The organism is Bartonella sp. AP4SXKL (assembly GCF_042195845.1).
In the GTDB taxonomy this organism is placed as follows: Bacteria; Pseudomonadota; Alphaproteobacteria; order Rhizobiales; family Rhizobiaceae; genus Bartonella.
Window position 1 is genome coordinate 245,906 of record NZ_JBHIPA010000001.1, and the last position, 21,545, is coordinate 267,450.

Annotated in this window: 18 protein-coding genes and 1 pseudogene; 9 read left to right on the forward strand and 10 right to left on the reverse strand. The window is 37.5% G+C overall.

Translation table 11 applies throughout. From position 1 onward, the window contains the following. Positions 1-18: 18 nt before the first annotated feature. The 3 genes from ACFIMI_RS00925 to ilvD all read left to right on the forward strand — a co-directional run bounded on the left by ACFIMI_RS00925 (position 19) and on the right by ilvD (position 3,537). Positions 19-450 (forward strand): Hsp20 family protein, encoded by a 432-nt coding sequence (locus ACFIMI_RS00925; RefSeq protein WP_375612819.1) that lies wholly within the window; start codon positions 19-21, stop codon positions 448-450. A gap of 26 nt (positions 451-476) precedes the next feature. After that, entirely contained in the window at positions 477-728 is a 252-nt protein-coding gene (locus ACFIMI_RS00930) for a DUF1150 domain-containing protein (protein WP_012754519.1), read from the forward strand. A gap of 970 nt (positions 729-1,698) precedes the next feature. Next, complete coding sequence (gene ilvD, locus ACFIMI_RS00935) at positions 1,699-3,537, forward strand: dihydroxy-acid dehydratase (protein WP_375611414.1); 1,839 nt, start codon at positions 1,699-1,701, stop codon at positions 3,535-3,537. A 1,031-nt stretch (positions 3,538-4,568) separates the two neighbouring features. Here the strand turns inward: ilvD and mutS are convergent. Next, positions 4,569-7,313, reverse strand: a complete 2,745-nt coding sequence (gene mutS / locus ACFIMI_RS00940) for a DNA mismatch repair protein MutS (RefSeq protein ID WP_375692176.1) — start codon at positions 7,311-7,313, stop codon at positions 4,569-4,571. Between the two features lie 195 nt (positions 7,314-7,508). Between mutS and ACFIMI_RS00945 the strand changes: the two genes are divergently transcribed. Then, positions 7,509-9,809 carry an NADP-dependent malic enzyme gene (locus ACFIMI_RS00945; RefSeq protein ID WP_375612821.1) on the forward strand — a complete coding sequence of 767 codons (2,301 nt, stop codon included), beginning with the start codon at positions 7,509-7,511 and terminating at the stop codon, positions 9,807-9,809. A gap of 67 nt (positions 9,810-9,876) precedes the next feature. On the opposite strand, the gene secB is transcribed toward ACFIMI_RS00945, so the two are convergent. Together secB and ACFIMI_RS00955 are read right to left on the reverse strand one after the other, a co-directional pair. Beyond that, complete coding sequence (gene secB / locus ACFIMI_RS00950; protein WP_375611417.1) at positions 9,877-10,353, reverse strand: protein-export chaperone SecB; 477 nt, start codon at positions 10,351-10,353, stop codon at positions 9,877-9,879. 142 nt (positions 10,354-10,495) lie between these two features. After that, positions 10,496-10,990: an FxsA family protein gene (locus ACFIMI_RS00955; RefSeq protein WP_375612822.1), complete on the reverse strand. Its 495-nt coding sequence runs from the start codon at positions 10,988-10,990 to the stop codon at positions 10,496-10,498. Positions 10,991-11,164: 174 nt separating this feature from the next. Between ACFIMI_RS00955 and ACFIMI_RS00960 the strand changes: the two genes are divergently transcribed. Both ACFIMI_RS00960 and ACFIMI_RS00965 read left to right on the forward strand, forming a co-directional pair. Further along, on the forward strand, positions 11,165-11,857 hold the full coding sequence (locus ACFIMI_RS00960; protein ID WP_375612823.1) for a Tim44/TimA family putative adaptor protein: 693 nt from the start codon (positions 11,165-11,167) through the stop codon (positions 11,855-11,857). Positions 11,858-11,909: 52 nt separating this feature from the next. Then, a complete protein-coding gene (locus tag ACFIMI_RS00965; protein WP_375612824.1) occupies positions 11,910-12,500 on the forward strand; it encodes a Smr/MutS family protein in 591 nt (196 codons plus the stop codon). Positions 12,501-12,635: 135 nt separating this feature from the next. Here the strand turns inward: ACFIMI_RS00965 and ACFIMI_RS00970 are convergent. Further along, positions 12,636-12,884, reverse strand: a pseudogene (locus tag ACFIMI_RS00970) (Arm DNA-binding domain-containing protein); the annotation flags it as partial. A 528-nt stretch (positions 12,885-13,412) separates the two neighbouring features. After that, positions 13,413-13,952, reverse strand: a complete 540-nt coding sequence (locus ACFIMI_RS00975) for a GcrA family cell cycle regulator (protein WP_375612825.1) — start codon at positions 13,950-13,952, stop codon at positions 13,413-13,415. A 490-nt stretch (positions 13,953-14,442) separates the two neighbouring features. On the opposite strand from ACFIMI_RS00975, the gene ACFIMI_RS00980 reads away from it, so the two are divergent. The 3 genes from ACFIMI_RS00980 to ACFIMI_RS00990 are packed head-to-tail and all read left to right on the forward strand — an operon-like array spanning position 14,443 to position 17,627. Then, positions 14,443-15,657, forward strand: coding sequence for an aspartate aminotransferase family protein (locus tag ACFIMI_RS00980; protein WP_375612885.1), 1,215 nt, complete (start codon positions 14,443-14,445; stop codon positions 15,655-15,657). Then, positions 15,654-16,589, forward strand: coding sequence for an ornithine carbamoyltransferase (gene argF / locus ACFIMI_RS00985; protein ID WP_375611422.1), 936 nt, complete (start codon positions 15,654-15,656; stop codon positions 16,587-16,589). Before ACFIMI_RS00980 ends, argF begins: the two co-directional genes overlap by 4 nt. 36 nt (positions 16,590-16,625) lie before the next feature. Beyond that, positions 16,626-17,627 carry an Hsp33 family molecular chaperone gene (locus ACFIMI_RS00990; RefSeq protein WP_375685947.1) on the forward strand — a complete coding sequence of 334 codons (1,002 nt, stop codon included), beginning with the start codon at positions 16,626-16,628 and terminating at the stop codon, positions 17,625-17,627. 841 nt (positions 17,628-18,468) lie between these two features. Here the strand turns inward: ACFIMI_RS00990 and ACFIMI_RS00995 are convergent. The 5 genes from ACFIMI_RS00995 to ccmA are packed head-to-tail and all read right to left on the reverse strand — an operon-like array spanning position 18,469 to position 21,390. Beyond that, positions 18,469-19,062, reverse strand: a complete 594-nt coding sequence (locus tag ACFIMI_RS00995; protein WP_375612827.1) for a DsbE family thiol:disulfide interchange protein — start codon at positions 19,060-19,062, stop codon at positions 18,469-18,471. Further along, the gene (locus ACFIMI_RS01000) at positions 19,037-19,288 is read right to left on the reverse strand and encodes a hypothetical protein (RefSeq protein WP_375612828.1); all 252 of its coding nucleotides are present in this window, start codon (positions 19,286-19,288) and stop codon (positions 19,037-19,039) included. Before ACFIMI_RS01000 ends, ACFIMI_RS00995 begins: the two co-directional genes overlap by 26 nt. Next, positions 19,276-20,055, reverse strand: coding sequence for a heme ABC transporter permease (locus tag ACFIMI_RS01005; RefSeq protein ID WP_375611426.1), 780 nt, complete (start codon positions 20,053-20,055; stop codon positions 19,276-19,278). Before ACFIMI_RS01005 ends, ACFIMI_RS01000 begins: the two co-directional genes overlap by 13 nt. Before the next feature lie 46 nt (positions 20,056-20,101). After that, positions 20,102-20,767, reverse strand: coding sequence for a heme exporter protein CcmB (ccmB, locus tag ACFIMI_RS01010; RefSeq protein ID WP_375611427.1), 666 nt, complete (start codon positions 20,765-20,767; stop codon positions 20,102-20,104). 11 nt (positions 20,768-20,778) lie between these two features. Further along, a complete protein-coding gene (gene ccmA, locus ACFIMI_RS01015; protein WP_375611428.1) occupies positions 20,779-21,390 on the reverse strand; it encodes a heme ABC exporter ATP-binding protein CcmA in 612 nt (203 codons plus the stop codon). Between the last annotated feature and the right edge of the window lie 155 nt (positions 21,391-21,545).

Genomic DNA, 21,545 nt, shown 5'->3' on the forward strand with positions numbered 1-21,545 from the left:
TAAAGAGGATACTCATGAATGACACATGTGACGCCTTTCTCCAATCCTTTTCTTTTAGGGTTTGAAACCGTAGAAAAAATATTGCAACGTATCGGTAAAGCTGATGAGGCTTACCCAGCCTATAATATTGAACGTTTGCATAAAAGTGATGATGCAAATCATATCCGGATAACTTTGGCTGTTGCTGGATTTAAGATTAACCATCTTAATATTTTACTCGATGATAATCAATTGGTTATTCATGGTAAACAAACAGACAACCAAAATCATCAATATTTATATCGCGGTATAGCTGCGCGACAATTCCAGCGAACCTTTGTTCTCGCGGAAGGGATGCATGTTACAAATGCAGAGTTGAAAAATGGTCTTTTATCAATTAATCTGTATCAACCAAAATTAAAAAAAGAAATAAAACAGATTCCAATTAAAGTCAGTAGTGGTGAGTCATAAAAGTTAAGGCGTAAAGGAACAGTGAAATGGGAGAACACAAACAAAACTTGTCGTTTCAGAACACATCCTACTCTGATGCGGGACAGATTGCCTATTTAAAAAAAGTTTGTACAGATGATCTGGCTAAAAACTTTCCAGATCTTCCACCAATGACCCCAGGCATTACGATATGGGCTCTCTTTGGTGAAACAGGTTATCCTATCATTTTATCCGATGAGCGTTCTATCGCCCTTGCTGGAGCCAATGAGCATGAACTACAAATTGTAACTCTGCACTAGATTACCTTACGAGAAAAAGCTGTACTCTTTATAAATTCTATCTGTTTTTTCGTAAAGGGTGTAATGTGAGTTATAATTATATTAAGTATTGATTTATATTCATAATTAATTTTTTACAACTGGAATGAGAGTCCCGAATATCATAAGGTTCTCTCATTTGAGATCTTCTTATATTGAAACAATTAAAGTCACTTGCTTGATGTCATAAGCAGGGAGAGCCATGTGGATAAAAACACTTGAAGAAAGGAATAAAAATATCTCTTTTTAATTGTCTCAATTACCAAGGACGTTCACGATATGGGGATAAAAAATGTATGATGGTGTCAGTTTTCTTCTTCATAAGTGTGAAGATGTCCCTTATAGATTTATATTATTCACGGGGGCTGTTATACCATTCATAGGCGCTATCGTGAAATGGGCTCGAGTGCATTGAAAGATGTCTCTTTAAAATGAGTATAAAGGCTATACAAGTGTATTTTGTTTGGTGTGTTTTGTTCTTCCTGAGGGGAGTAGCTCTATTGAAGAGTGTAAAAACAAAAGCATGAGATAATGCGTCATCATTATTTAAAAGATATTTTTATGAATGCGTTTGAAAGGTGTAAAGCTGAATTATAAGGAGATGATAGATTTTTATCACGATTTCTTTATATTCTTTCCAATTCCAGAAATTACGCAAACAGATAGATGCAATATGCTAACCAAATCTGGCATACAAAAATCTGGAACAGTTCGTGTTATACTGAAGCGTTTTGATATTTGTCTCAAACGTGGACTTGCACAGGGATTAGATGTTGATTAACAGGTAATAAAAAACAAAGGCTTTATGAAAAAGTTTATGCAGAGCTTTTAATTTTGTGCTTCAAATGCCGCAGTACAAGGTATTTTTCTCTTTTGAATATTAAAGCTCTTGTTTTTATAATGAAGTTACAGCACAACAAGCAAAATGGAATTATTTGAGGGGAAAAAAATAATGCCTTCTTACCGTTCAAGAATATCAACCCACGGGCGTAATATGGCAGGAGCCCGCGGACTTTGGCGTGCAACAGGGATGAAAGATACTGATTTTGGTAAACCCATTATTGCGATTGCGAATTCTTTTACACAATTTGTACCAGGGCATGTTCATTTAAAAGATCTTGGGCAATTAGTCGCACAACAGATAGCAGTTGCCGGTGGTGTTGCGAAAGAATTTAATACCATTGCTGTAGATGATGGAATTGCGATGGGGCACGATGGAATGCTCTATTCGTTGCCCTCACGTGAAATCATTGCTGATTCTGTAGAGTATATGGTTAATGCACACTGTGCAGATGCACTTGTTTGTATTTCTAATTGTGACAAAATTACACCTGGTATGTTAATGGCTGCTTTACGGTTGAATATTCCGACAATCTTTGTTTCAGGCGGTCCTATGGAAGCAGGTAAGATTAAATGGAAGGATCAAGATCTAACGGTTGATTTGGTCGATGCCATGGTTGCAGCAGCTTCAGAACAAAATTCAGAAGAAGAAGTTGCTGAAATGGAGCGTGCTGCTTGTCCTACATGTGGTTCTTGTTCAGGAATGTTTACGGCCAATTCTATGAATTGCTTAACGGAAGCATTGGGGCTTTCTCTTCCCGGAAATGGATCAATGTTAGCAACACATGCAGATCGACGAATGCTTTTTGAAGAAGCTGGAAAACAGATTGTTGCATTGGTTAAACGTTATTATGAAGAAGATGATGAAACAGTTTTGCCGCGCTCTATTGCTTCACGCAAGGCTTTTGAAAATGCAATGACCGTTGATATTGCCATGGGGGGATCAACCAATACAGTACTGCATCTTTTAGCTGCAGCGCAAGAAGGTGAGGTGGATTTTACCATGACGGATATTGATCATCTTTCACGTTGTGTTCCTGTTTTATGTAAGGTTGCTCCTGCTGTTGCAAATGTACATATGGAAGATGTTCATCGCGCTGGTGGTATTATGGGGCTTTTAGGTGAACTGGATGCGGCAGGACTCATTGATACATCAACTTATACGGTTCACGCAAAAACAATGAAAGAAGCTCTTTACCGCTGGGATGTAAAGCAAACTAATGAGCCAACAGTTCATGCATTTTATCGTGCCGCTCCAGGTGGTATTCCAACACAGACAGCTTTTAGTCAATCTTGTCGCTATGAGACCCTTGACCTTGATCGTGAAAAAGGTGTGATTCGCGATAGGGAACACGCATATTCACAAGATGGAGGATTGGCAGTTCTTTATGGGAATCTTGCAAAAGATGGCTGCATTGTAAAAACAGCAGGCGTTGATCAATCAATTTTAACTTTTAAAGGTCCGGCAAGAATTTTTGAAAGCCAAGATTCAGCTGTTTCAGCTATATTAACTGATAAGATTAAAACAGGTGAAATTGTTTTAATCCGTTATGAAGGCCCACGTGGTGGACCTGGAATGCAAGAAATGCTTTATCCAACGAGTTATCTCAAATCTAAAGGATTAGGCAAGGTTTGTGCACTTGTTACAGATGGACGTTTTTCAGGGGGAAGTTCAGGGCTCTCAATAGGACATATTTCACCAGAAGCTGCTGAAGGAGGAGAAATTGCGTTGGTGGAAGAGGGGGATATCATAGAAATTGATATTCCAAATCGTAGAATTCATATGTTGGTGGATGACGTTGAGATGAAGCAGCGCCGTTCTAAGATGGAAGCAAAAGGAAAAGGCGCTTGGCAACCGATTGAGAAGCGTCAGCGTAAAGTTTCAAAGGCTCTCAAAGCCTATGCAGCGATGACCACATCTGCTGCAAAGGGTGCAGTACGTAATATTTGATGAGTTGAATAGAGATAGTGCTCTGATTTTTTGCATCTTTTGCACGATATTCTAAGCTAATTATTTTATGAGTTTATGAACTTATCAGAATATTTCGAGTCATGATGAGTATGATTAAAAAGCTATCAATACAACTAAAAACTGCGGTAGATTGCTTATTTTAGCAGCTATGTAAGACAGATACAGTATAATTACTTTTCATATCATATTCCAATCTTATATGAGATTATGATTTCTTATTACTCATAATTTATGAAAGATATTTATTGTACTGGTGGCATTATCTTGTTGTACCGTAAAAACACTGTCATTTAGAGCTGTGATATACGGCATCTTCCTTAAATATTAAGTGTGTTTTTAGTGTGTGGTGAATATTCTTAGACTTGTTTGTAAAGCTTTGAGTTTAAGAGAAGCACATGATTAGGAAGTCAAGGAAAATCCGTTAGAAGCTGGACTATTTGCAGACTTTATTCGAATGAAAATCCTTATCCATTAAGGTGTGGGAAGGAGTTGAAGGATGTTTATGAAAATAAAGTACAGCTGTGATATATCTGATTATATGTTTCATATGAAAACAGTAAAAGAGCTCTTTATAACTTAAAATGTGAAGAAAATACGAGACCCATTATCTATGAATTTATTATGCAAAATGGGATGGCATTCCAACACCAACAGCTTTAAACTAGAAATGTTGCTATGATAACAATAATATCGATCGTGAAAAAGCATAATTCACTAAATATGGCGTATTTGCAAGGTGGAGGAGATTTCATGACAATCTTTACAAAAAACGACTATCTTGTAAAAATAGTCGATCTTGACCAATTTTTTGTATAAGAGCCAATATTAATCTAAGGGAATATGAAATATAATGCATAGGGTTTTGCCTATAGGCAATTACACTTATCAAAATATATTATGTAGAAAAGCGATGGGAATACGATAAATAACTGTTTATGCTGTGGTATATCAAAAATGGTTACGTTATCTCCTATTAAGAAGGTTTTTTAATAAAAAATAACATCTGTTTTCTATAAAGGGTTACTCTTTTCAAGCTGTTTGAGGTGGTAAATTGCTTCTAAAGCTTGTTTAGGAGAGAGTTCATCGGGATGAATATTTTTTAAAGCTTCGTGAAGTATACAATGTTTGTTTTTTGCTTCATTGACGGGAGATGTTGCTTTAAGAGAAAAGAGTGGTAAATCATCAATGAGTTTATGTCCTTTTCCAGCCATTTCGCCTTGTTCTAATTGATGGAGTACATCTGTTGCTCGTGTAATAACGGCTGGGGGAAGTCCAGCAAGCTTTGCGACTTGTACACCATAGGAACGGTCAGCGGCTCCTGGTGTGACCTCATGAAGAAAAACTACATCACCATCCCAATTTTTGACTTTCATGGTTACATTATGCAGTCTGTCAAGTTTTTCGGTAAGTGCAGTCATTTCATGAAAATGGGTAGCAAGAATAGCACGACAATGGTTAACTTCATGGAGATATTCAACAGCAGCCCAAGCAATAGAAAGTCCATCAAAGGTTGATGTTCCACGTCCTATTTCATCAAGAATAACAAGGGAATGGTGGCTAGCATGATTGAGAATCGTTGCTGTTTCAACCATTTCCATCATAAAGGTTGAGCGCCCTCGTGCAAGATCATCGGAAGCCCCAACGCGACTAAATAGGCGATCAACGACACCAATATGTGCTGAAGTTGCTGGAACGAAGGACCCCATTTGCGCCATAATAGCAATAAGAGCATTTTGCCGCAAAAAAGTTGATTTTCCTCCCATATTAGGCCCTGTCAACAGCCAGATTGCTGCATATTGCTGATTTTCTTGCACAGAGAGATCACAATTATTGGCAATAAAAGGTTCTGCTGCTTGTTTGCGGAGTGCTTGCTCGACGACAGGATGGCGTCCTGCTGTAATGCGAAAGGTAAGTGAAAGATCAATTTTAGGGCGGCAATATCCTTGTTCTTCAGCAAGATATGCTAAAGCGACAGATACATCTAAAATAGCAAGTGCTTCAGAGGCTTTGCGAATAAAATCAACTTGTTCGGTAATTTCATGAACGAGAATATCAAAAATCTCTAGTTCAAGTGTCAATGCGTGATTGGCAGCATGGGCAATACGGCTTTCAAGGTCAGCGAGCTCTGTTGTCGTAAAACGCATAGCGTTTACCATTGTTTGCCGATGAATGAAACGTGCTTTAGCTTGTGGATTATTTGTAAGAGCAGATGCTTGTGTACTGGTTACTTCAATGAAATAACCTAGAATATTATTATGCTTTATTTTAAGCGTCTTAATAGCTGTTTCTTGGGCATATTGCGCTTGAAGCTCAGCAATGACACGGCGAGATTCATCACGTAAAGCACGCATTTCATCGAGCTCTTTATGATAATTAGAACGAATAAAACCACCATCACGTTTAAGGAGTGGGAGATCATCAGCTAATGCTTGTTCTAAATGAAAGTATAACGCTGTGGGTAATTTTGAGAACACCTGTTGTACATCACTTATTTCTTGAGGCAGAAGCTCATTATCAAGAAGTTGATGCAATTCACGAATGATTTCAAAGCCACGCTGGATTGTCGCCATATCACGGGGACCTCCTCGTCCAAGAGCCAAACGTGAAACGGCGCGGGGCATATCTGGTCCCCCCTTTAAAATAAGCTTTATCGCTTCTGCAAGAGAAGGATTACGTAGAAAAAAATCGATAGAATCCAAACGCGTATCAATAGCTGAAGGAGTTGTGAGGGGAGCAATAAGGCGGTCAATAAGAAGGCGTGATCCTCCTCCTGTTACAGTGCGATCAATAGCTTTTAATAAACTTCCATCCCGTTGACCTGATGTCGTACGAATAAGTTCAAGGCTTAGTCTGGTTGCAGCATCAATAAAAAGAGTTGCACTTTCATTTTGGCGCTCAGGCTGCATGAGGGGAGGGCGATGCGTGATTTGTGTTTTTTCGATATAACGAATAGCAGCTACAATTGCAGAGAGTTCACAGCGTGAATAATCGGCAACGCCTTCAAGAGTTGAGAGTTTAAAATAATTGCAAATATCGCGTTCAGCGGTGAGTGCATCAAAGAGACAAGCAGGTTGAGGTGAAACGATACGATCAAGAACACTAAAAAGTGACTTGTGAGATTTATCATGAAAAAATGAATCAGAAACAATGATTTCTTGTGGATCCACACGCATAATATCTGCTAAAAGTTTTTCTTGGCGGCTCTCTGTTACACGAAATATGCCTGTTGAGATATCAATCCAAGAAAGAGCAAATTCCTCTCCATCATTGGTTTTTATACGGGAAAGTGTCATCAAATAATTTGCGCGTGTTGGATCAAGGAGTTTTTCTTCTGTTATTGTTCCAGGTGTTACAAGACGAACAACATCACGCCGAACAACAGATTTTGAGCCACGTTTTTTTGCTTCAGCAGGATCTTCTATTTGTTCACAAACAGCAACTCGGTAACCACAAGCAATCAGTTTTTGTAAATAATCATCTGCAGCATGAACGGGAACACCACACATAGGAATATCTTGTCCTAAATGTTTTCCGCGTGCTGTGAGTGTGATTCCTAAAGCCTGAGCAGCTTCAATCGCATCATTAAAAAATAATTCATAAAAATCCCCCATTCGGTAAAAGAGAAGGGAATCATGATGGACGGCTTTGATTTCTATGTACTGCTCCATCATAGGTGTAAGACGTTCTTGAGAGGAAGCAGATGGGGAGGCAGGCTGTGGAATTAAATTATTTTTATGATTGTTTTTTTTATCCATTTGTACGAGGCCTGTTTCCTTTAAGTGAAGTTTTTACTCTTTTTTGTTTACTTCAATATCTATTTATCTCTAAATTGCAACGCATCATCAGATTTGCTAAGGCAAGAATAGCGATTTCTAATATATGAATCAAATTTAATGACTATACGCATTATCAAGCAAAATTTACACTGTTTTTGGAGAAAATAAAGTGAGATGAAAAAGAGCGAGCAAGATCAGAAAATGTCTCAAACTGTTTACAGTGCGAGCGAAAGAGAAGCTCTAGATTTTCATAGTCGTGGTCGACCAGGAAAGCTTGAGATTGTTGCAACAAAGTCTATGGCAACACAGCATGATTTAGCACTTGCTTATTCACCAGGTGTTGCCGTTCCAGTTAAGGCAATTGCTCAAAATCCAGCGCTAGCTTATGATTATACAGCAAAAGGCAATCTTGTTGCTGTTATTTCAAATGGTACAGCTATTTTAGGGTTAGGCAACTTAGGGGCACTTGCCTCTAAGCCGGTCATGGAAGGCAAAGCAGTGTTGTTTAAGCGTTTTGCGGATATTGATTCCATTGATTTAGAAATTGATATAAACGATACAGAAAGTTTTATCAATTTAGTGCGTCATTTAGAACCTTCTTTTGGTGGAATTAATCTTGAAGACATTAAGGCGCCAGAGTGCTTTATGATTGAAAGCCGCCTACGCGAGGTGATGAATATACCTGTTTTTCACGATGATCAACATGGTACAGCGATTATTGTTGCTGCGGGTGTTCTCAATGCTTTGACTTTAACAGGGCGCGATATGCAAAATACGCGGTTAGTCTGTAATGGTGCTGGTTCTGCAGGGATTGCTTGTATTGAATTGATTAAAGCGATGGGCTTTCGTTCCGAAAATATCATATTATGTGACACAAAGGGTGTGGTCTATGAAGGCCGCAAAGAGGGAATGAATCAGTGGAAATCTGCGCATGCTATTCAAACAGATAAACGTACGCTTATGGAAGCAATGGAAGGTGCAGATATATTTTTTGGGGTCTCTGCTAAAGGTGCTCTTACTCCTGAAATGGTAAGATCCATGGCACCCCAGCCGATCATTTTTGCTATGGCTAATCCCGATCCAGAAATTACGCCGGAAGAGGTTATGCAAGTGCGTCATGATGCCATTGTCGCAACAGGACGTTCCGATTATCCAAATCAGATTAATAATGTTCTTTGTTTTCCTTATATATTTCGTGGTGCGCTTGATGTGCGTGCAAGAGTTATTAATGAAGACATGAAGATTGCTGCGGCAAAGGCTCTTGCTAATTTAACGCATGAAGAAGTGCCTGACAGCGTTGCAGAAGCTTATTATGGAAAGCGATTAAAGTTTGGTCCTAACTATATCATCCCTGTTCCTTTTGATCCGCGTTTATTTACGGTTGTTTCAATAGCGGTAGCAAAAGCAGCAATGGAAAGCGGTGTTGCGCAAAAGAACATAGATGATTTAGAGGCCTATGAGCGCGATTTGAATGCGAGACGTGATCCTACTTCCTCGATGATGCGTAGGGTTTATAACCATGTTCGTCAAGCGCCAAAACAAATTGTATTTGCAGAAGGTGAAGAAGAGCAAGTTATGCGGGCAGCCGTTTCCTATGTTCATCAAAAATTGGGACAAGCAATTTTGGTTGGTCGTGAAGAGCAAGTAAGAGAAGCGGCTGTTATCGCTGGAATTGATCTGGAGCGTGAAGGTATTTCTATTATGAATGCTAAGCTTTCTTGCCATACAGATGCTTATGCGAATTATCTTTATAAAAAAATGCAGCGTCAAGGTTGGCTGTTGCGTGATTGTCATCGTCGTATCAATAATGATCGCAATTATTTTGCTGCGTGTATGGTGGCACTAGGAGATGCTGATGCGATGGTTACAGGGGTGACACGCAATTATGAAACAGCGTTGATCGATATACGTCGTGCAATTGATGAAAAACCAAAAGAACGATTGATTGGTATTTCAATGGCTATTTGCCGTGGACGAATTGTGTTTATTACGGATACAGCCGTTTATGAAAATCCTAATGCTGAAGAACTTGCAGATATAGCTGAACAAGCAGCTTCATTTGTGCGAGGATTTGGATATCAACCACGGGTAGCATTTTTAGCATTTTCTACATTTGGTTATATGAAAGGGAAGACGACGCAGCAAATTCAGGATGCGATTAATATTTTACATGAACGCAAAGTTGATTTTGAGTTTGATGGAGAAATGAGTGCTGATGTGGCACTCAATTCCAAATTGATGCAGCAATATCCATTTATGGGATTAACGGAGCCTGCTAACATTTTGGTTATGCCTGGATATCACGCATCTTCCATTGCAAGCAAAATGTTACAAGAACTCGGTGAAGCAACTATCATTGGTCCTATTTTAATTGGATTGGAAAAATCTGTCCAAATTGTACCGTTTAGTGGGAGCGATACAGATGTTGTCAATATTGCAATGCTTGCGGCTTATCATGCCGCAAAAGTCGTCTAAAGGAAAAAAGCCCCTAATATACCAATAATATATCAAGGGGCTTTTTGATAGCAAAAAAATAAATTTTTTAAGAGGGCTGTATTTGATTGTCTTTTTGCTCTTCAGAAAGACGCTTTTGGAAGAGTGCTGCAAAATCAATAGGATCAATCCACAAAGGTGGAAAACCACCACTTTGAGTAGCATCAGATATAATTTGGCGAGCAAATGGAAATAAAAGACGGGGACATTCAATAAAGACCAGTGGCATAACATGTTCTTGTGGAATGTTTTTAAGGTGAAAAACACCACCGTAAATAAGTTCTACATGAAATAAGGTTTCAGTTTCATCATTGGCTTTGACGGAGAGAGACAAAACGACATCATAATTGTCATCACCAATTGGGTTAGCATTGACGTTAATATTGATATCAATTTGTGGTGATTTTTCACGTGCACGTAATGAACGAGGAGCACCAGGGTTTTCGAATGATAAATCTTTTAAATATTGAGTTAATACAGCAAAAACCGGCTCTCCACCACTGTTATTCATTTCATCTTCGGCCATACGACAAACCTCTTCCATTATAATATGTATATTTATTTTAGATCTAAAGACCAGATTGGTTATCACGCCTTGCAAAAGGTTGCAAGAAATGCGCTCTTTATCTTGAATATTTTTTTAGTTTGTTACAGATTTTTTAGGCATTTCAATGGTTATCATCATTTTTGCGCCATGGAGATTCTGTCGTATCATGAATTGTGTAATCTTCTGCTTTTAGATCAATTATTTTTTCAGAGTCATTTTTTCTTTTAGTATTGGGATTCATTTTGTTTTTTAATGATGCAAAGAAATGCCAAGCAACAGAGCGAATTGGTTTAATAAGAAGTAATATTCCCAAAAGGTCAGTTACAAAGCCGGGAAGAATAAGTAAAATTGCACTAAACATGATGAAAGCATCATTAATAATATTATTCTCTAATGTGCGTCCTTGGATAAGTTCATTTTGTATATTTTTTAAGAGGCTAATCCCTTGAATTCGCAATAAAACAACCCCAACTATGGTTGTGAGAATAACCAAGCTCAAGGTTGCCAAAATACCAATTTCTTGACCAACAAAGATAAAACCAGCAATCTCGATTAAAAGAATGCAAAGAAAGATAACAACAAAAAAACGAGGATTTATAGAATAAAGTTTTATCACATGAAAGTTTCCTTCTAGATGAGTAGGGGGAGAAATTCTTAAGAGAACTCCGTTTAAATACAAAATCTATAAAAATATTTGAATGATAAGATTCCTTATTTTACATATTTATTGATAAATGGTATTGACTGCAATGTTTATTAGAGACTTAAGCTTTGGAGATTGACAGCGCCTATGGAATTTGACGTTATACTTGTCATAGCTCTTGTTGTTATGGTTGTTATTTTTGTGCAACTCCGTAATGTATTAGGGAAACGAATTGGGTTTGAAAAGCCACCCTTTGATCCTTATTCACGACGTTCTAAAAAACAAGTTGAAGCAGAAACGGCTGATAATATTGTTTCGTTCCCTCATCAGAAAAATTCACAAAAAGACGACTTTAGTGAAATTGATAAAATTTCACCGGAGGGGAGTGTTTTGAATAAAAATTTGCGGGAATTTCATAGAATTGATCCTCATTTTTCTCCTCAACTTTTTATAAAAGGTGCACAAATTGCGTATGAAATGATTGTAACAGCTTTTGCCAAAGGTGATCGCAATCAACTTAAAAGCTTGCTTTGTCAGGATGTTTTTGAGAGCTTTTGTATGGCTATTGAGCAACGAGAAAAAAATAAAGAAAGAATAGAATTCACTTTTGTTGGAATTAATAAGGCCGAATTTGTTGCGGCGGCAATACAAGAAAAAGATGAACTTTTAACGATACGTATTGTCAGTGAGATGATTTCTGTTACTTATAATGAACAGGGCGAGCGTATAGACGGTGATCCTGATGCTATTGTAGAAATCAGGGATATTTGGACTTTTGTTCGCAATAGTTTATCGTCAGATCCCAACTGGAAGCTTTTTGCTACAGAAAATGAAAATTAAAATACTTTTTGTTTTTCTTCCATAAGCATTCAATGATTTATGAGAAATTAAAATGTCCTCAAGTAAATGGAGACAAAAAAGAGATTTATTGGCTTCACAAGATCGTCTTTTATGGGAGATGGTTTGTCGTACGATAACACCGCTTCACGGTAAGATGCTCTCTTCTGCTTCAGAAACTATTGCAAATATTAATGATAAAAAACAGCCTGTAACTCAAATCTCCTCATTGTCTCAGGAAAATCAACAACCCTCGACAATTATTAAAAGAGAAAAGAGGTCAGTTACACAAGCACAAAAGATTCATTTCTTTGATCATGTTGCATATCGTAAAATTTCCCAAGGTCGTTGTCCTCTTGAGGCGCGTCTTGATCTCCATGGTTATATACAGGAAGAAGCTTATTTTTTCTTAAAAAAATTTCTACAGTCCTCTCAGCAGAGAGGATTGCGTTATGTCCTTGTGATTACAGGAAAAGGACGATCCGTTGGGAGCGATGGAGCTTTGTATAGATTTGTTCCGTATTGGTTATCAACACCAGCTTTTCGATATTATGTCCACGCGTTTGAGCAAGCAGCGCGTCAGCATGGCGGAGAAGGTGCGCTTTATGTTTGGTTGCGCCGTTTTGTGTCGGGAGAAGGAAAGTGATGTTATTGTGGTCGCTCTAGATTTTATATTTATTTATACTTATAATTTATTGTTTTTGTATATTTCGTAAGAGCCTTGAATACAATATTCCCTTCTTTATAATTTTTTATAAAAAATTATAAAGATATTATTTTACATTCTACGTATTGCTTCACGCTTTTGTTTATCGCATTCTTTAACGGGGCACATCCCTCACGCAAAACAGAATGACATTGAATTGCATGTATTCACAGGCTTGTTTTAAAGAAATATCTCTCAACGCTCCCAAGCCTATTTTGCGACGGCATCCGTGAAGAGTATAATGATAAATCCATGAAGCACCCCCTATCTTTATACTTAATAAAAGGGCAATCTGGCATCATCATACACTTTGCCATCTCCCAATGTTGCAACAACCCTTTAAGTCCTTGGCACTTGAAAGCATTTATAAGAGGCATGCTTTTCTTTAAGTGTTTTTAACTCTCCACAGTTCTCATCTCGCTCGTGACGCCCAAACAAAAGATTTTGATTGATTCAATATAAGAGGACTTAAAATGAGAGAGATATAAATGGATCTCATTCAGGTTGCAAAGCGATAAATTATTTTTATAAACCACAGCATTACTCTATTAAATACACGAAGCATAAAAACATGAGAAATTGAGAAACTAGCTTATTCAAAAGATGTCGCTATGGATAGTGTTAAAAGCAGTACAACTAAATTAAAGAAAATTGTGAAAATAAACAGGAATATAACTTTACAACACACAGCTGCGCTATAGCACCAAAAGATACAGTTTCGTTGAATAGTTTCATGAAGAAATTTTTTCATTCATTAAAAGCTCCATTAAATTTCTTTCTCATAATAATTCGATAATTAAAATTTAATAGCGAAGCGCAGAAGGCGTAGAATACGAGATTCAATTGAGGATATTACACTCTTATCCGACGTCTTTCAGATATTGGTTGAAATGCTAGCTTAGCATGAAAGGCACAATAGGGGCTATTTTCATCAGAATCTGCACCACAAAAATGAAAATCTGCTGATAATGGATCGCCAACCGGCCATCTACATGTATTTTCACTCAATTGTAGAAGATTAAGTTGACGTGATATAGGCACAACTACATTGGATTTTGTGGACATATCAACTTCTTTTACATCTTCCACTACAAATTCTGTCTTTAAAGCGGTTTCTTCAATACTTACAGATGATGTGTTTATTGGCGATACCGTGGATGTGTTGCGACGCACACGTGGAGATGATGGGCTGCTACTTCCCACGGGAGTTTTTTGCGCACGCGTGGTGCTTCCTTGTGCTGTCTTACCACGTCCTGGTAACTTTAATCGATGTACTTTGCCGATGACTGCATTTCTGCTGACCCCACCCAATTGAGCAGCAATTTGACTTGCACTTAACCCTTCACTCCAAAGCTTTTTAAGAAGCTCAACGCGTTCACATGTCCAACCCATACCAGCACTCCATTCCGATTACGTCACTAAGATGCTCTCCCCCGTTGCATCTTCAAATGTTTAAATAATGTTTTCATTACGCTGAATGAAAGAACTTTACACTCTACGTGAGCATAAAAAAATCATCCAACCTGTGGATTTACAAATCAAAACACATCATCTTGCTTATTATATTGTAAATTACAATATGCACTCACTCTATGACAAGAGTCTTTACCTCTTAAAGAGTTTATTTAGAATGTTTTCCCCAACTTGCAAATCAATCATAGGTTAAACTTTCACTTTTGTTTAAGGCTTTTTCCCAAAATGCTTATTTGTAGAACCTTCATTGACTTTTTTTCAATTGGTGTAATGATCTATTCTATAGGTGTAATCACTAATCGTAATGAAATGTTGAAAGCACCGTAACGAAATATACCATGCTGTTTTATTTGTAGTGTTGCTTTGTATATATATATATTGAAAAGACTAAAATATAAAGGGAATTATGATGGATGCCGTCTCTATACAACCACTTTATGAATGCTTCGCAAGACGAAATTTGCATTTTGAACAAGGGCATGGTGTATGGCTTATTTCCGATAAAGGAGAACATTATCTTGATTTCACATCTGGTATTGCTGTTAACGCATTAGGGTATTCATATCCAAAATTGGTTGATACGCTCAAAATACAAGCTGAAAAACTTTGGCATATTTCTAATATTTTTCAATCTCCTGAACAGGCATCTTTTGCCACGCGGCTTTGTGCAAATAGTTTTGCGGATAAGGTTTTTTTCTGCAATTCAGGTACTGAAGCATTGGAGTGCGCATTCAAAACGGCACGCCATTATTACTATGCTGCTGGTCATTCAGAACGCATTGAAATAATTACTTTTGAAGGGGCATTTCATGGACGTACACTTGCTGCACTTGCTGCGACTGGGCATGAAAAATATCTTGAAGGCTTTGGACCTAAAGCTGGTGGATTTATTCAAGTACCTTTTTGTGATGAAGTCGCTTTGCGTAACGCTATTAATAAAAATACCGCCGCTATTCTTATTGAACCTATTCAAGGAGAAGGAGGAATACGAACGGTCCCTCATGAATATTTAAGATTTTTGCGCAAAATATGCGATGATAATGGTCTGTTATTGATTTTAGATGAAGTCCAAACGGGTATAGGACGAACAGGAAAGCTTTTTGCTTATGAATGGAGTGATATCACGCCTGATATTCTTACCCTCGCAAAAGGATTAGGAGGGGGATTTCCATTAGGTGCTTGCCTTGCAACGGATAAAGTTGCAAAAAGCATGACACTTGGGACACATGGCTCAACCTTTGGAGGAAATCTTCTTGGAATGGCTGTAGGAAATAGTGTTCTTGATGTTTTGTTAGAGCCAAGTTTTCTTAACCATGTTCAGCGTATGGGGGATAAACTAAAAAGTGGACTTTTGCACATTCTCAATATCTATCCTGATATTATCTGCGCAGTTCAGGGGATGGGGCTTATGTTGGGTATTCAGTGTATTGTACCTTCAAATCTTGTCGTTAATGCTTTGGAAAATGAATATCTCTTAAGCGTTGCAGCCAACAACAACGTTGTGCGCTTATTGCCTCCTCTTATCATTAGGGAAGAAGAAATAGATGAAAGTTTACATCGTATTGAAAAAGCAATAGCGTATCTTTCACAAGTAAACAAAGAAAGACAAATATCACACACATGACAAATGCTCTTCGTCATTTCACGGACTTATCCATTTTAACGCCAGCAATAGCACGTGCACTGATCGATTATGCAAAGATCCTTAAAGCATCTTTTAAAGCAGGAAAAGGTTCAAAACCTTTTATAGGTAAAACACTTGCGATGATTTTTGAAAAACCATCCACACGAACCCGTATTTCATTCGATATCAGTATGCGCCAGCTTGGCGGAGATACAATCATGCTCACGGGTTCAGAGATGCAACTTGGTCATAGTGAAACCATAGCTGATACGGCGCGCGTTTTATCCCGTTTTGTGGATATCGTGATATTGCGAACAACGAAACACCAACGTATGCTCGAATTGGCACAATATGCACAAATTCCTGTCATTAATGCCCTTACAGATGATACACATCCTTGCCAAATTCTAGCAGATATCTTAACCTATGAGGAGCATCGGGGGCCAATTGCTAGCAAAATATTTGCGTGGATGGGGGATGGTAATAATGTGCTTCATTCCTTAATTGAAGCTGCAGCTCTTTTTGGTTTTCATTTGCGTATTGCCACACCAAAGGGCAGTGAACCACAGGAACAATTTGTACATTGGGCACGTGAGCGGGGAGCACATCTTATGCTAACCCATGATCCCCAAAAAGCGGCTCAAGATGCTGATTGTATTATGACCGATACATGGGTCTCCATGGGACAAGAATTTCGTGCTCGCAGTCATTCTATTTTTCAGCCTTATCAAGTCAATGAATCTCTCATGAAATTAGCAAAATCTGATGCTCTTTTTATGCATTGTCTTCCTGCTCATCGTGGTGAAGAAGTGGTTGATTCTGTGATTGATGGACCGCACTCCGTTGTTTTCGATGAGGCTGAAAATCGTCTTCATGCTCAAAAAGCAATTCTTTCTTGGTGTTTACAAGATGCGTTTTTCTCTCCACAATAGCCTCCCTACAACAAATTATATAAAAAAGGCAAAGCTATGAGTGAACAAGCTAAAGATGAAGCCTCTCTCAACAACAACTTCTTGCATGAAGATGATAGTGTTATTCCCTTTCAAGTTGAAGAACTTGATATCCGTGGACGTGCCGTACAACTTGGGGAAACTTTAAATTCTATTCTCACAAGACATCAATACCCTGAACCGGTTTCTTATCTTCTAGCAGAAGCTTTACTTTTAACGGTTCTGTTTGGAACTTCTCTAAAACTTACGGGAAAATTTATTTTACAAACTCATTCCGATGGACCAGTTAATATGTTGGTGTGCGATTTTTTGCCTCCTTCAAGTTTACGTGGATACGCTCGTTTTGATAAAGAACAGCTTAAACAAGCCATAGACAATGGTCAAACCTCTTCAGAAACACTTTTAGGAAAAGGCACTTTAGCTTTCACAATTGATCAAGGTCCCCATATGCAACCCTATCAAGGGATAGTTGCATTAGATGGATCAAATTTACAAGAAGCTTCTCGTATTTATTTTGATCAATCAGAACAAATTCCTACCGATATCCGTCTGGCTGTTGCTATATTAATTAATCGTGACCAACAAGGAAAACAGCAGAAAAGCTGGCGAGCTGGAGGTATTTTGATCCAACTTTTACCCCAAGAATCGTCTCATCATAAAATAGATGCCCCTCATCAAAAGCGAGAAGAAACGAAAACTCATACCCAATTGGATAACCAATGGCAGGAAGCTAAAATACTCATGGCAACGATTGAAAGTTCAGAATTAACAGATCCCCAAGTCGGTAGTAAACAGCTCTTGTTCCGTCTTTTTCATGAACAAGGTATTAGAGTTTTTAACCCTTTTTCTCTTGTCGATCAATGTTCTTGTTCACACGAAAAAATTAAAGGAATCCTAGAAGGCTTTTCTATTGATGAACGCAATAAAATGGTTAAAAATAAATATATTTCAGTCACATGTGAATTTTGCTCAAAAACATATTGTTTTACACCGCAAGAATTTTTAGAAGAAAAAACATAATCAAATATTTTTCATAAAAAATGATGATTGCAACAAAAGCCTATTTTATTTGCGTCATAAAAGTTTACGCATAAGCTCATATGAACTTCTAGAATATTTCTTGTCTTAGAGTTTTTTTAGTGTATACGAGTGATCGTTCTGTTGAGATCGGTAATTACGTCATAGAGTGCTTAAAAAAGAGTTCTCTGTAAAATATATTTTCTCTTCTCGAAAAAGCTTCTTTTGTACTTTTTACATCTCAAAAGTTTATTTCTTACAATGAATTCTTTTATAATTTTCATTGATAAATTGATTATGTACTCATAACTTATCTTCTCTGTTAAATGAGACTTTTTGATTGTAGTCATATTTTCTTACTCGAATTTATCTTATTAAGACTCAATAAAGCTTATTAGTTATAATCATAAGGGAAATTATCGAGAGAATAAGAATGTATAGATTCAATATAGACTTTATGGAGTCTATTACGAACAGATAAGTGTAATGGGAATAAATATAACAATGACGCTGCAAAAGAGCAGATTTATTATTTTATAAAGATGAGAATAGTGGTGAAGTCCCCTCATAACAATGTGTATTTCAGATAAAAAAGCGGAGAAAAAATACTATATGATTTTGAAAACAATAGTTGGTTGCTGTCACTAAGCTAACGATGGTTCTATAGCAATATTGTTTTGTCCAAATAATCAAAAATAAAGCTCCCAAACAGATATTTCTTTACACATGTTTTTGAATCAACAATGGTAATGCTCTTGTAAAATTTTTCTAAGAAGAATGATGGTCCGTATAAATAAAATAGCATACATAGCATGATAAAACGTTATGTTTTTACAAACCTGCATTATTTTTCTTCTGTCATAATCGCTTGTTCAATTTTTGGTAGAATTTTTTTTTGATAAATTTGCCATGTTAAGGGACCAACATGTTTGGCAATAATGATGCTCTCTTTATTCAAGAGAAAGGTTTCTGGAGGTCCATATATTCCCCAATCAATGGCTGTATATCCTGAAACATCAAAGCCAATAAATTTAAAAGGATTACCAAAACTGTTTAAAAAGCGCAGGGCGTTTGTTTTATTGTCTTTGTAATTAATACCAATCAGATCAAAACGTTTATCTTGTGCAATTTGCATAAGAATAGGATGCTCTTCGCGACAGGGCAAACACCAAGAACCCCAAAAATTGACCAATGTGACACGTCCTTTAAACTGTTTTGAATTGAGATAACTGTCTTTATCAAGAAGAGGAAGATAAATATTGGGAGCAGGTTTTTCAGCTAATGCGTTTGGGAGAAGAGAAGAATCTTGAAGGTGTTTTTTATCCATAAAGTTGAAAAAAAACATCATGAGAAGAAGAAAAAGCACAAATGGTCCAAAAAAAACAAGCAGAACAGGCAAAGATATATTTTTTTTAAGTTTTGGAGGGATGTTTTTCATTATACTTTTCTTTTTGTGACAGCTCTTTTTTGTTTAGCTGTTGGAGAATTTTTTTTTGGTAGAGGGCTTTGCAAAGAATATATCCAATAAGACATAAGAGGGATATTGCAGAAAGCACATAGCTTAAAACAACAATTTGCTCGTGTTTAAGGGTGCTCAGGAAAAAATCAATTTTCTGAGATAGATTTCCTAAAAGTCCGCCGTGGATGCCATTTAGGTCGAGCATGATGAAGCGTCCTGTTGTTGTGCACGACGGGATTTTTTAATCTGAAGTATTCGGATATAATGACGATTGATTTCATTTCGCATAGCCATCAAATAAAGAGCAATAAACATAAAGATGAAACAAAAGAGCATTGTTATAAGGGGCCATAACATAGCATTGTCGATTGTTGATCCTCCAGCACGTAACAATGATGCTGGTTGATGCAATGTATTCCACCAATTAACGGAAAATTTAATAACAGGGATATTAACAAATCCAACAAGTGTAAGAATTGCAGTAGCACGAGCGGCTTTTACTTGGTTGTCAAAAGCACGCCCAAGCAGGATAATGGAGAGATAGATAAAAAGCAGAATTAAAACTGATGTTAATCGTGCATCCCAGACCCACCATGTTCCCCATGTAGGTCGCCCCCAAAGCGCTCCTGTCATGAGAGCCAAGGCGGTAAAAATTGCCCCAATAGGCGCTCCACATTTAAGTGCTACATCAGCAAGATGATATTTCCAAATCAGATTTCCTAAAGCCGCTGCACTCATCGTTACATAGCAGAATGTAGACAACCACGCAAAGGGTACATGAAGGTACATAATCTTAACAGTAATGCCTTGTTGATAGTCATCAGGGGAATGCATCACTAGAATAAGCCCTAAGATAAGGAAACACAATGTTATGCCGGCCAACCAAGGTAAGACGACTCTGCTTATTTTCATGAAAAGGGTGAAACTTGCAGGGAGTAACCTGATTTTATATGTACGAGATAGTTTATTCATAAAATTCATAATAGGCAGAGTTTTGCTATGCGGCAATCATCTTTTATTATTCTGATAAAAGTTTAAGCGTTATCGCAGCAACAAAAGAGCTAAAGAGACTCAAAAGAAGTGAAAAAGCGCTGAGAAGAGCTAGAGAAGTGAGAAAAGAGGTATTTGGGTTTATTGGGGCTGTAGCAGCGGAAACACCAAAAATCATAATTGGAATGATCCACGGCAAGATAATGATAAAAATAAGCAAAGTACTGTGCAACAATGAGGTTGCGAGTGCAGCGCCTATAGCACCAATAAAAATAATAGCTGGTGTTCCGCATAAAAGGGTAAGTATTGTTGTAAAAGTTATTACTACATCTAAATGGAGCATGAGGGCTAAAATAGGTGTGGCAAAAATAAGAGGAAGCATTGTTCCTACCCAATGGGCAAGACATTTTGTAAAGACAATTAGTGTAAAACTTTGTCTTTTTCCTGAAAGGATAAATTGGTCGAGATTACCATCATCGCGATCGATTTGGAAAAGTTTGTTCAGATTGAGGAGTCCTGCAAGAAGGGCTCCAAACCACAATATACCTGGTCCTATTTGTGCAAGAGTTTTGGGATCTGGTCCAATGGCAAAGGGGGTTATGACAACAACAGCGATAAAAAACAATAATCCTGTTAGTGAAGTGGCTTGTAGCGCTAATAATAGTTTAAGATCACGCCAGAACAGTGCTTTCATTTTATTCTCTCCTAGAGAGGTAAAAATTTTTCCAGAGCGATTTTATGGTTTTCTGGAATGCCTATGGAATTATGAGTTGCAGCGATAATCATACCACCTTGATTGAGATGACGCTGGAAAATACGAGCGAGGAGTTTTTGAGCATGGTTATCAAGCCCAGATATTGGTTCATCTAAAATCCAAAGAGGACGATAGGAGAGCAAAAGGCGAGCAATAGCTACGCGTCTTTGTTGTCCAGTTGACAGAGCGTTAAAGGGTAAATGTTCAAGGTTAGAAAGACCAATATCGGCAAGAGCTTCATGCGCAAAACGTAAATGTTGACCGTAAAAATCTGCCCAAAATTGCAAATTATCAATGACAGATAAGAGAGGTTTCATAGCATTTTGAGGACCAAGATAATGACAAGCAGTTGCAACAGGGTATATTTGATCATGGTCTTTAAGTATTATATGACCTTCAGCAGCCTCAAGAAGACCGACAATGATTCGGAGTAATGTAGACTTTCCGATACCATTAGGACCGGTGATTGTCATAAGTTGCTGTGAAAATAAACAAAAAGAAAGACCTTGAAACAGAATTTCCTCGTTTCTGTAAGCGGCTAAATCTTTGCCTGATAACACCATGTGATTGCCTATTTTGTTTTTATTTTCATATTCTTTATTGCATTATAGAATAAAAAACACATTTTTTATGCAATTGTACCTAGAATAGTTCTAGAAATAGTTCTATAAGGGATACCTTACATCAATATCTGGTGTAAAATGGTTTTTGGCGCTGA

What these genes read in the sequence shown, in the direction of transcription:
- ccmA (WP_375611428.1), bottom strand. Translation starts at nt 21,390, where the DNA reads ATGGTGTTATCAGGCAAAGATTTAGCCGCTTACAGAAACGAGGAAATT.
- ilvD (WP_375611414.1), top strand. Translation starts at nt 1,699, where the DNA reads ATGCCTTCTTACCGTTCAAGAATATCAACCCACGGGCGTAATATGGCA.
- ACFIMI_RS00980 (WP_375612885.1), top strand. Translation starts at nt 14,443, where the DNA reads ATGGATGCCGTCTCTATACAACCACTTTATGAATGCTTCGCAAGACGA.
- secB (WP_375611417.1), bottom strand. Translation starts at nt 10,353, where the DNA reads ATGGCCGAAGATGAAATGAATAACAGTGGTGGAGAGCCGGTTTTTGCT.
- ACFIMI_RS00945 (WP_375612821.1), top strand. Translation starts at nt 7,509, where the DNA reads ATGAAAAAGAGCGAGCAAGATCAGAAAATGTCTCAAACTGTTTACAGT.
- ACFIMI_RS01000 (WP_375612828.1), bottom strand. Translation starts at nt 19,288, where the DNA reads ATGCTCGACCTAAATGGCATCCACGGCGGACTTTTAGGAAATCTATCT.
- ACFIMI_RS00960 (WP_375612823.1), top strand. Translation starts at nt 11,165, where the DNA reads ATGGAATTTGACGTTATACTTGTCATAGCTCTTGTTGTTATGGTTGTT.
- mutS (WP_375692176.1), bottom strand. Translation starts at nt 7,313, where the DNA reads ATGGATAAAAAAAACAATCATAAAAATAATTTAATTCCACAGCCTGCC.
- ACFIMI_RS00925 (WP_375612819.1), top strand. Translation starts at nt 19, where the DNA reads ATGACACATGTGACGCCTTTCTCCAATCCTTTTCTTTTAGGGTTTGAA.
- ACFIMI_RS00995 (WP_375612827.1), bottom strand. Translation starts at nt 19,062, where the DNA reads ATGAAAAACATCCCTCCAAAACTTAAAAAAAATATATCTTTGCCTGTT.
- ACFIMI_RS00990 (WP_375685947.1), top strand. Translation starts at nt 16,626, where the DNA reads ATGAGTGAACAAGCTAAAGATGAAGCCTCTCTCAACAACAACTTCTTG.
- ACFIMI_RS00930 (WP_012754519.1), top strand. Translation starts at nt 477, where the DNA reads ATGGGAGAACACAAACAAAACTTGTCGTTTCAGAACACATCCTACTCT.
- argF (WP_375611422.1), top strand. Translation starts at nt 15,654, where the DNA reads ATGACAAATGCTCTTCGTCATTTCACGGACTTATCCATTTTAACGCCA.
- ACFIMI_RS01005 (WP_375611426.1), bottom strand. Translation starts at nt 20,055, where the DNA reads ATGAATAAACTATCTCGTACATATAAAATCAGGTTACTCCCTGCAAGT.
- ccmB (WP_375611427.1), bottom strand. Translation starts at nt 20,767, where the DNA reads ATGAAAGCACTGTTCTGGCGTGATCTTAAACTATTATTAGCGCTACAA.
- ACFIMI_RS00965 (WP_375612824.1), top strand. Translation starts at nt 11,910, where the DNA reads ATGTCCTCAAGTAAATGGAGACAAAAAAGAGATTTATTGGCTTCACAA.
- ACFIMI_RS00975 (WP_375612825.1), bottom strand. Translation starts at nt 13,952, where the DNA reads ATGGGTTGGACATGTGAACGCGTTGAGCTTCTTAAAAAGCTTTGGAGT.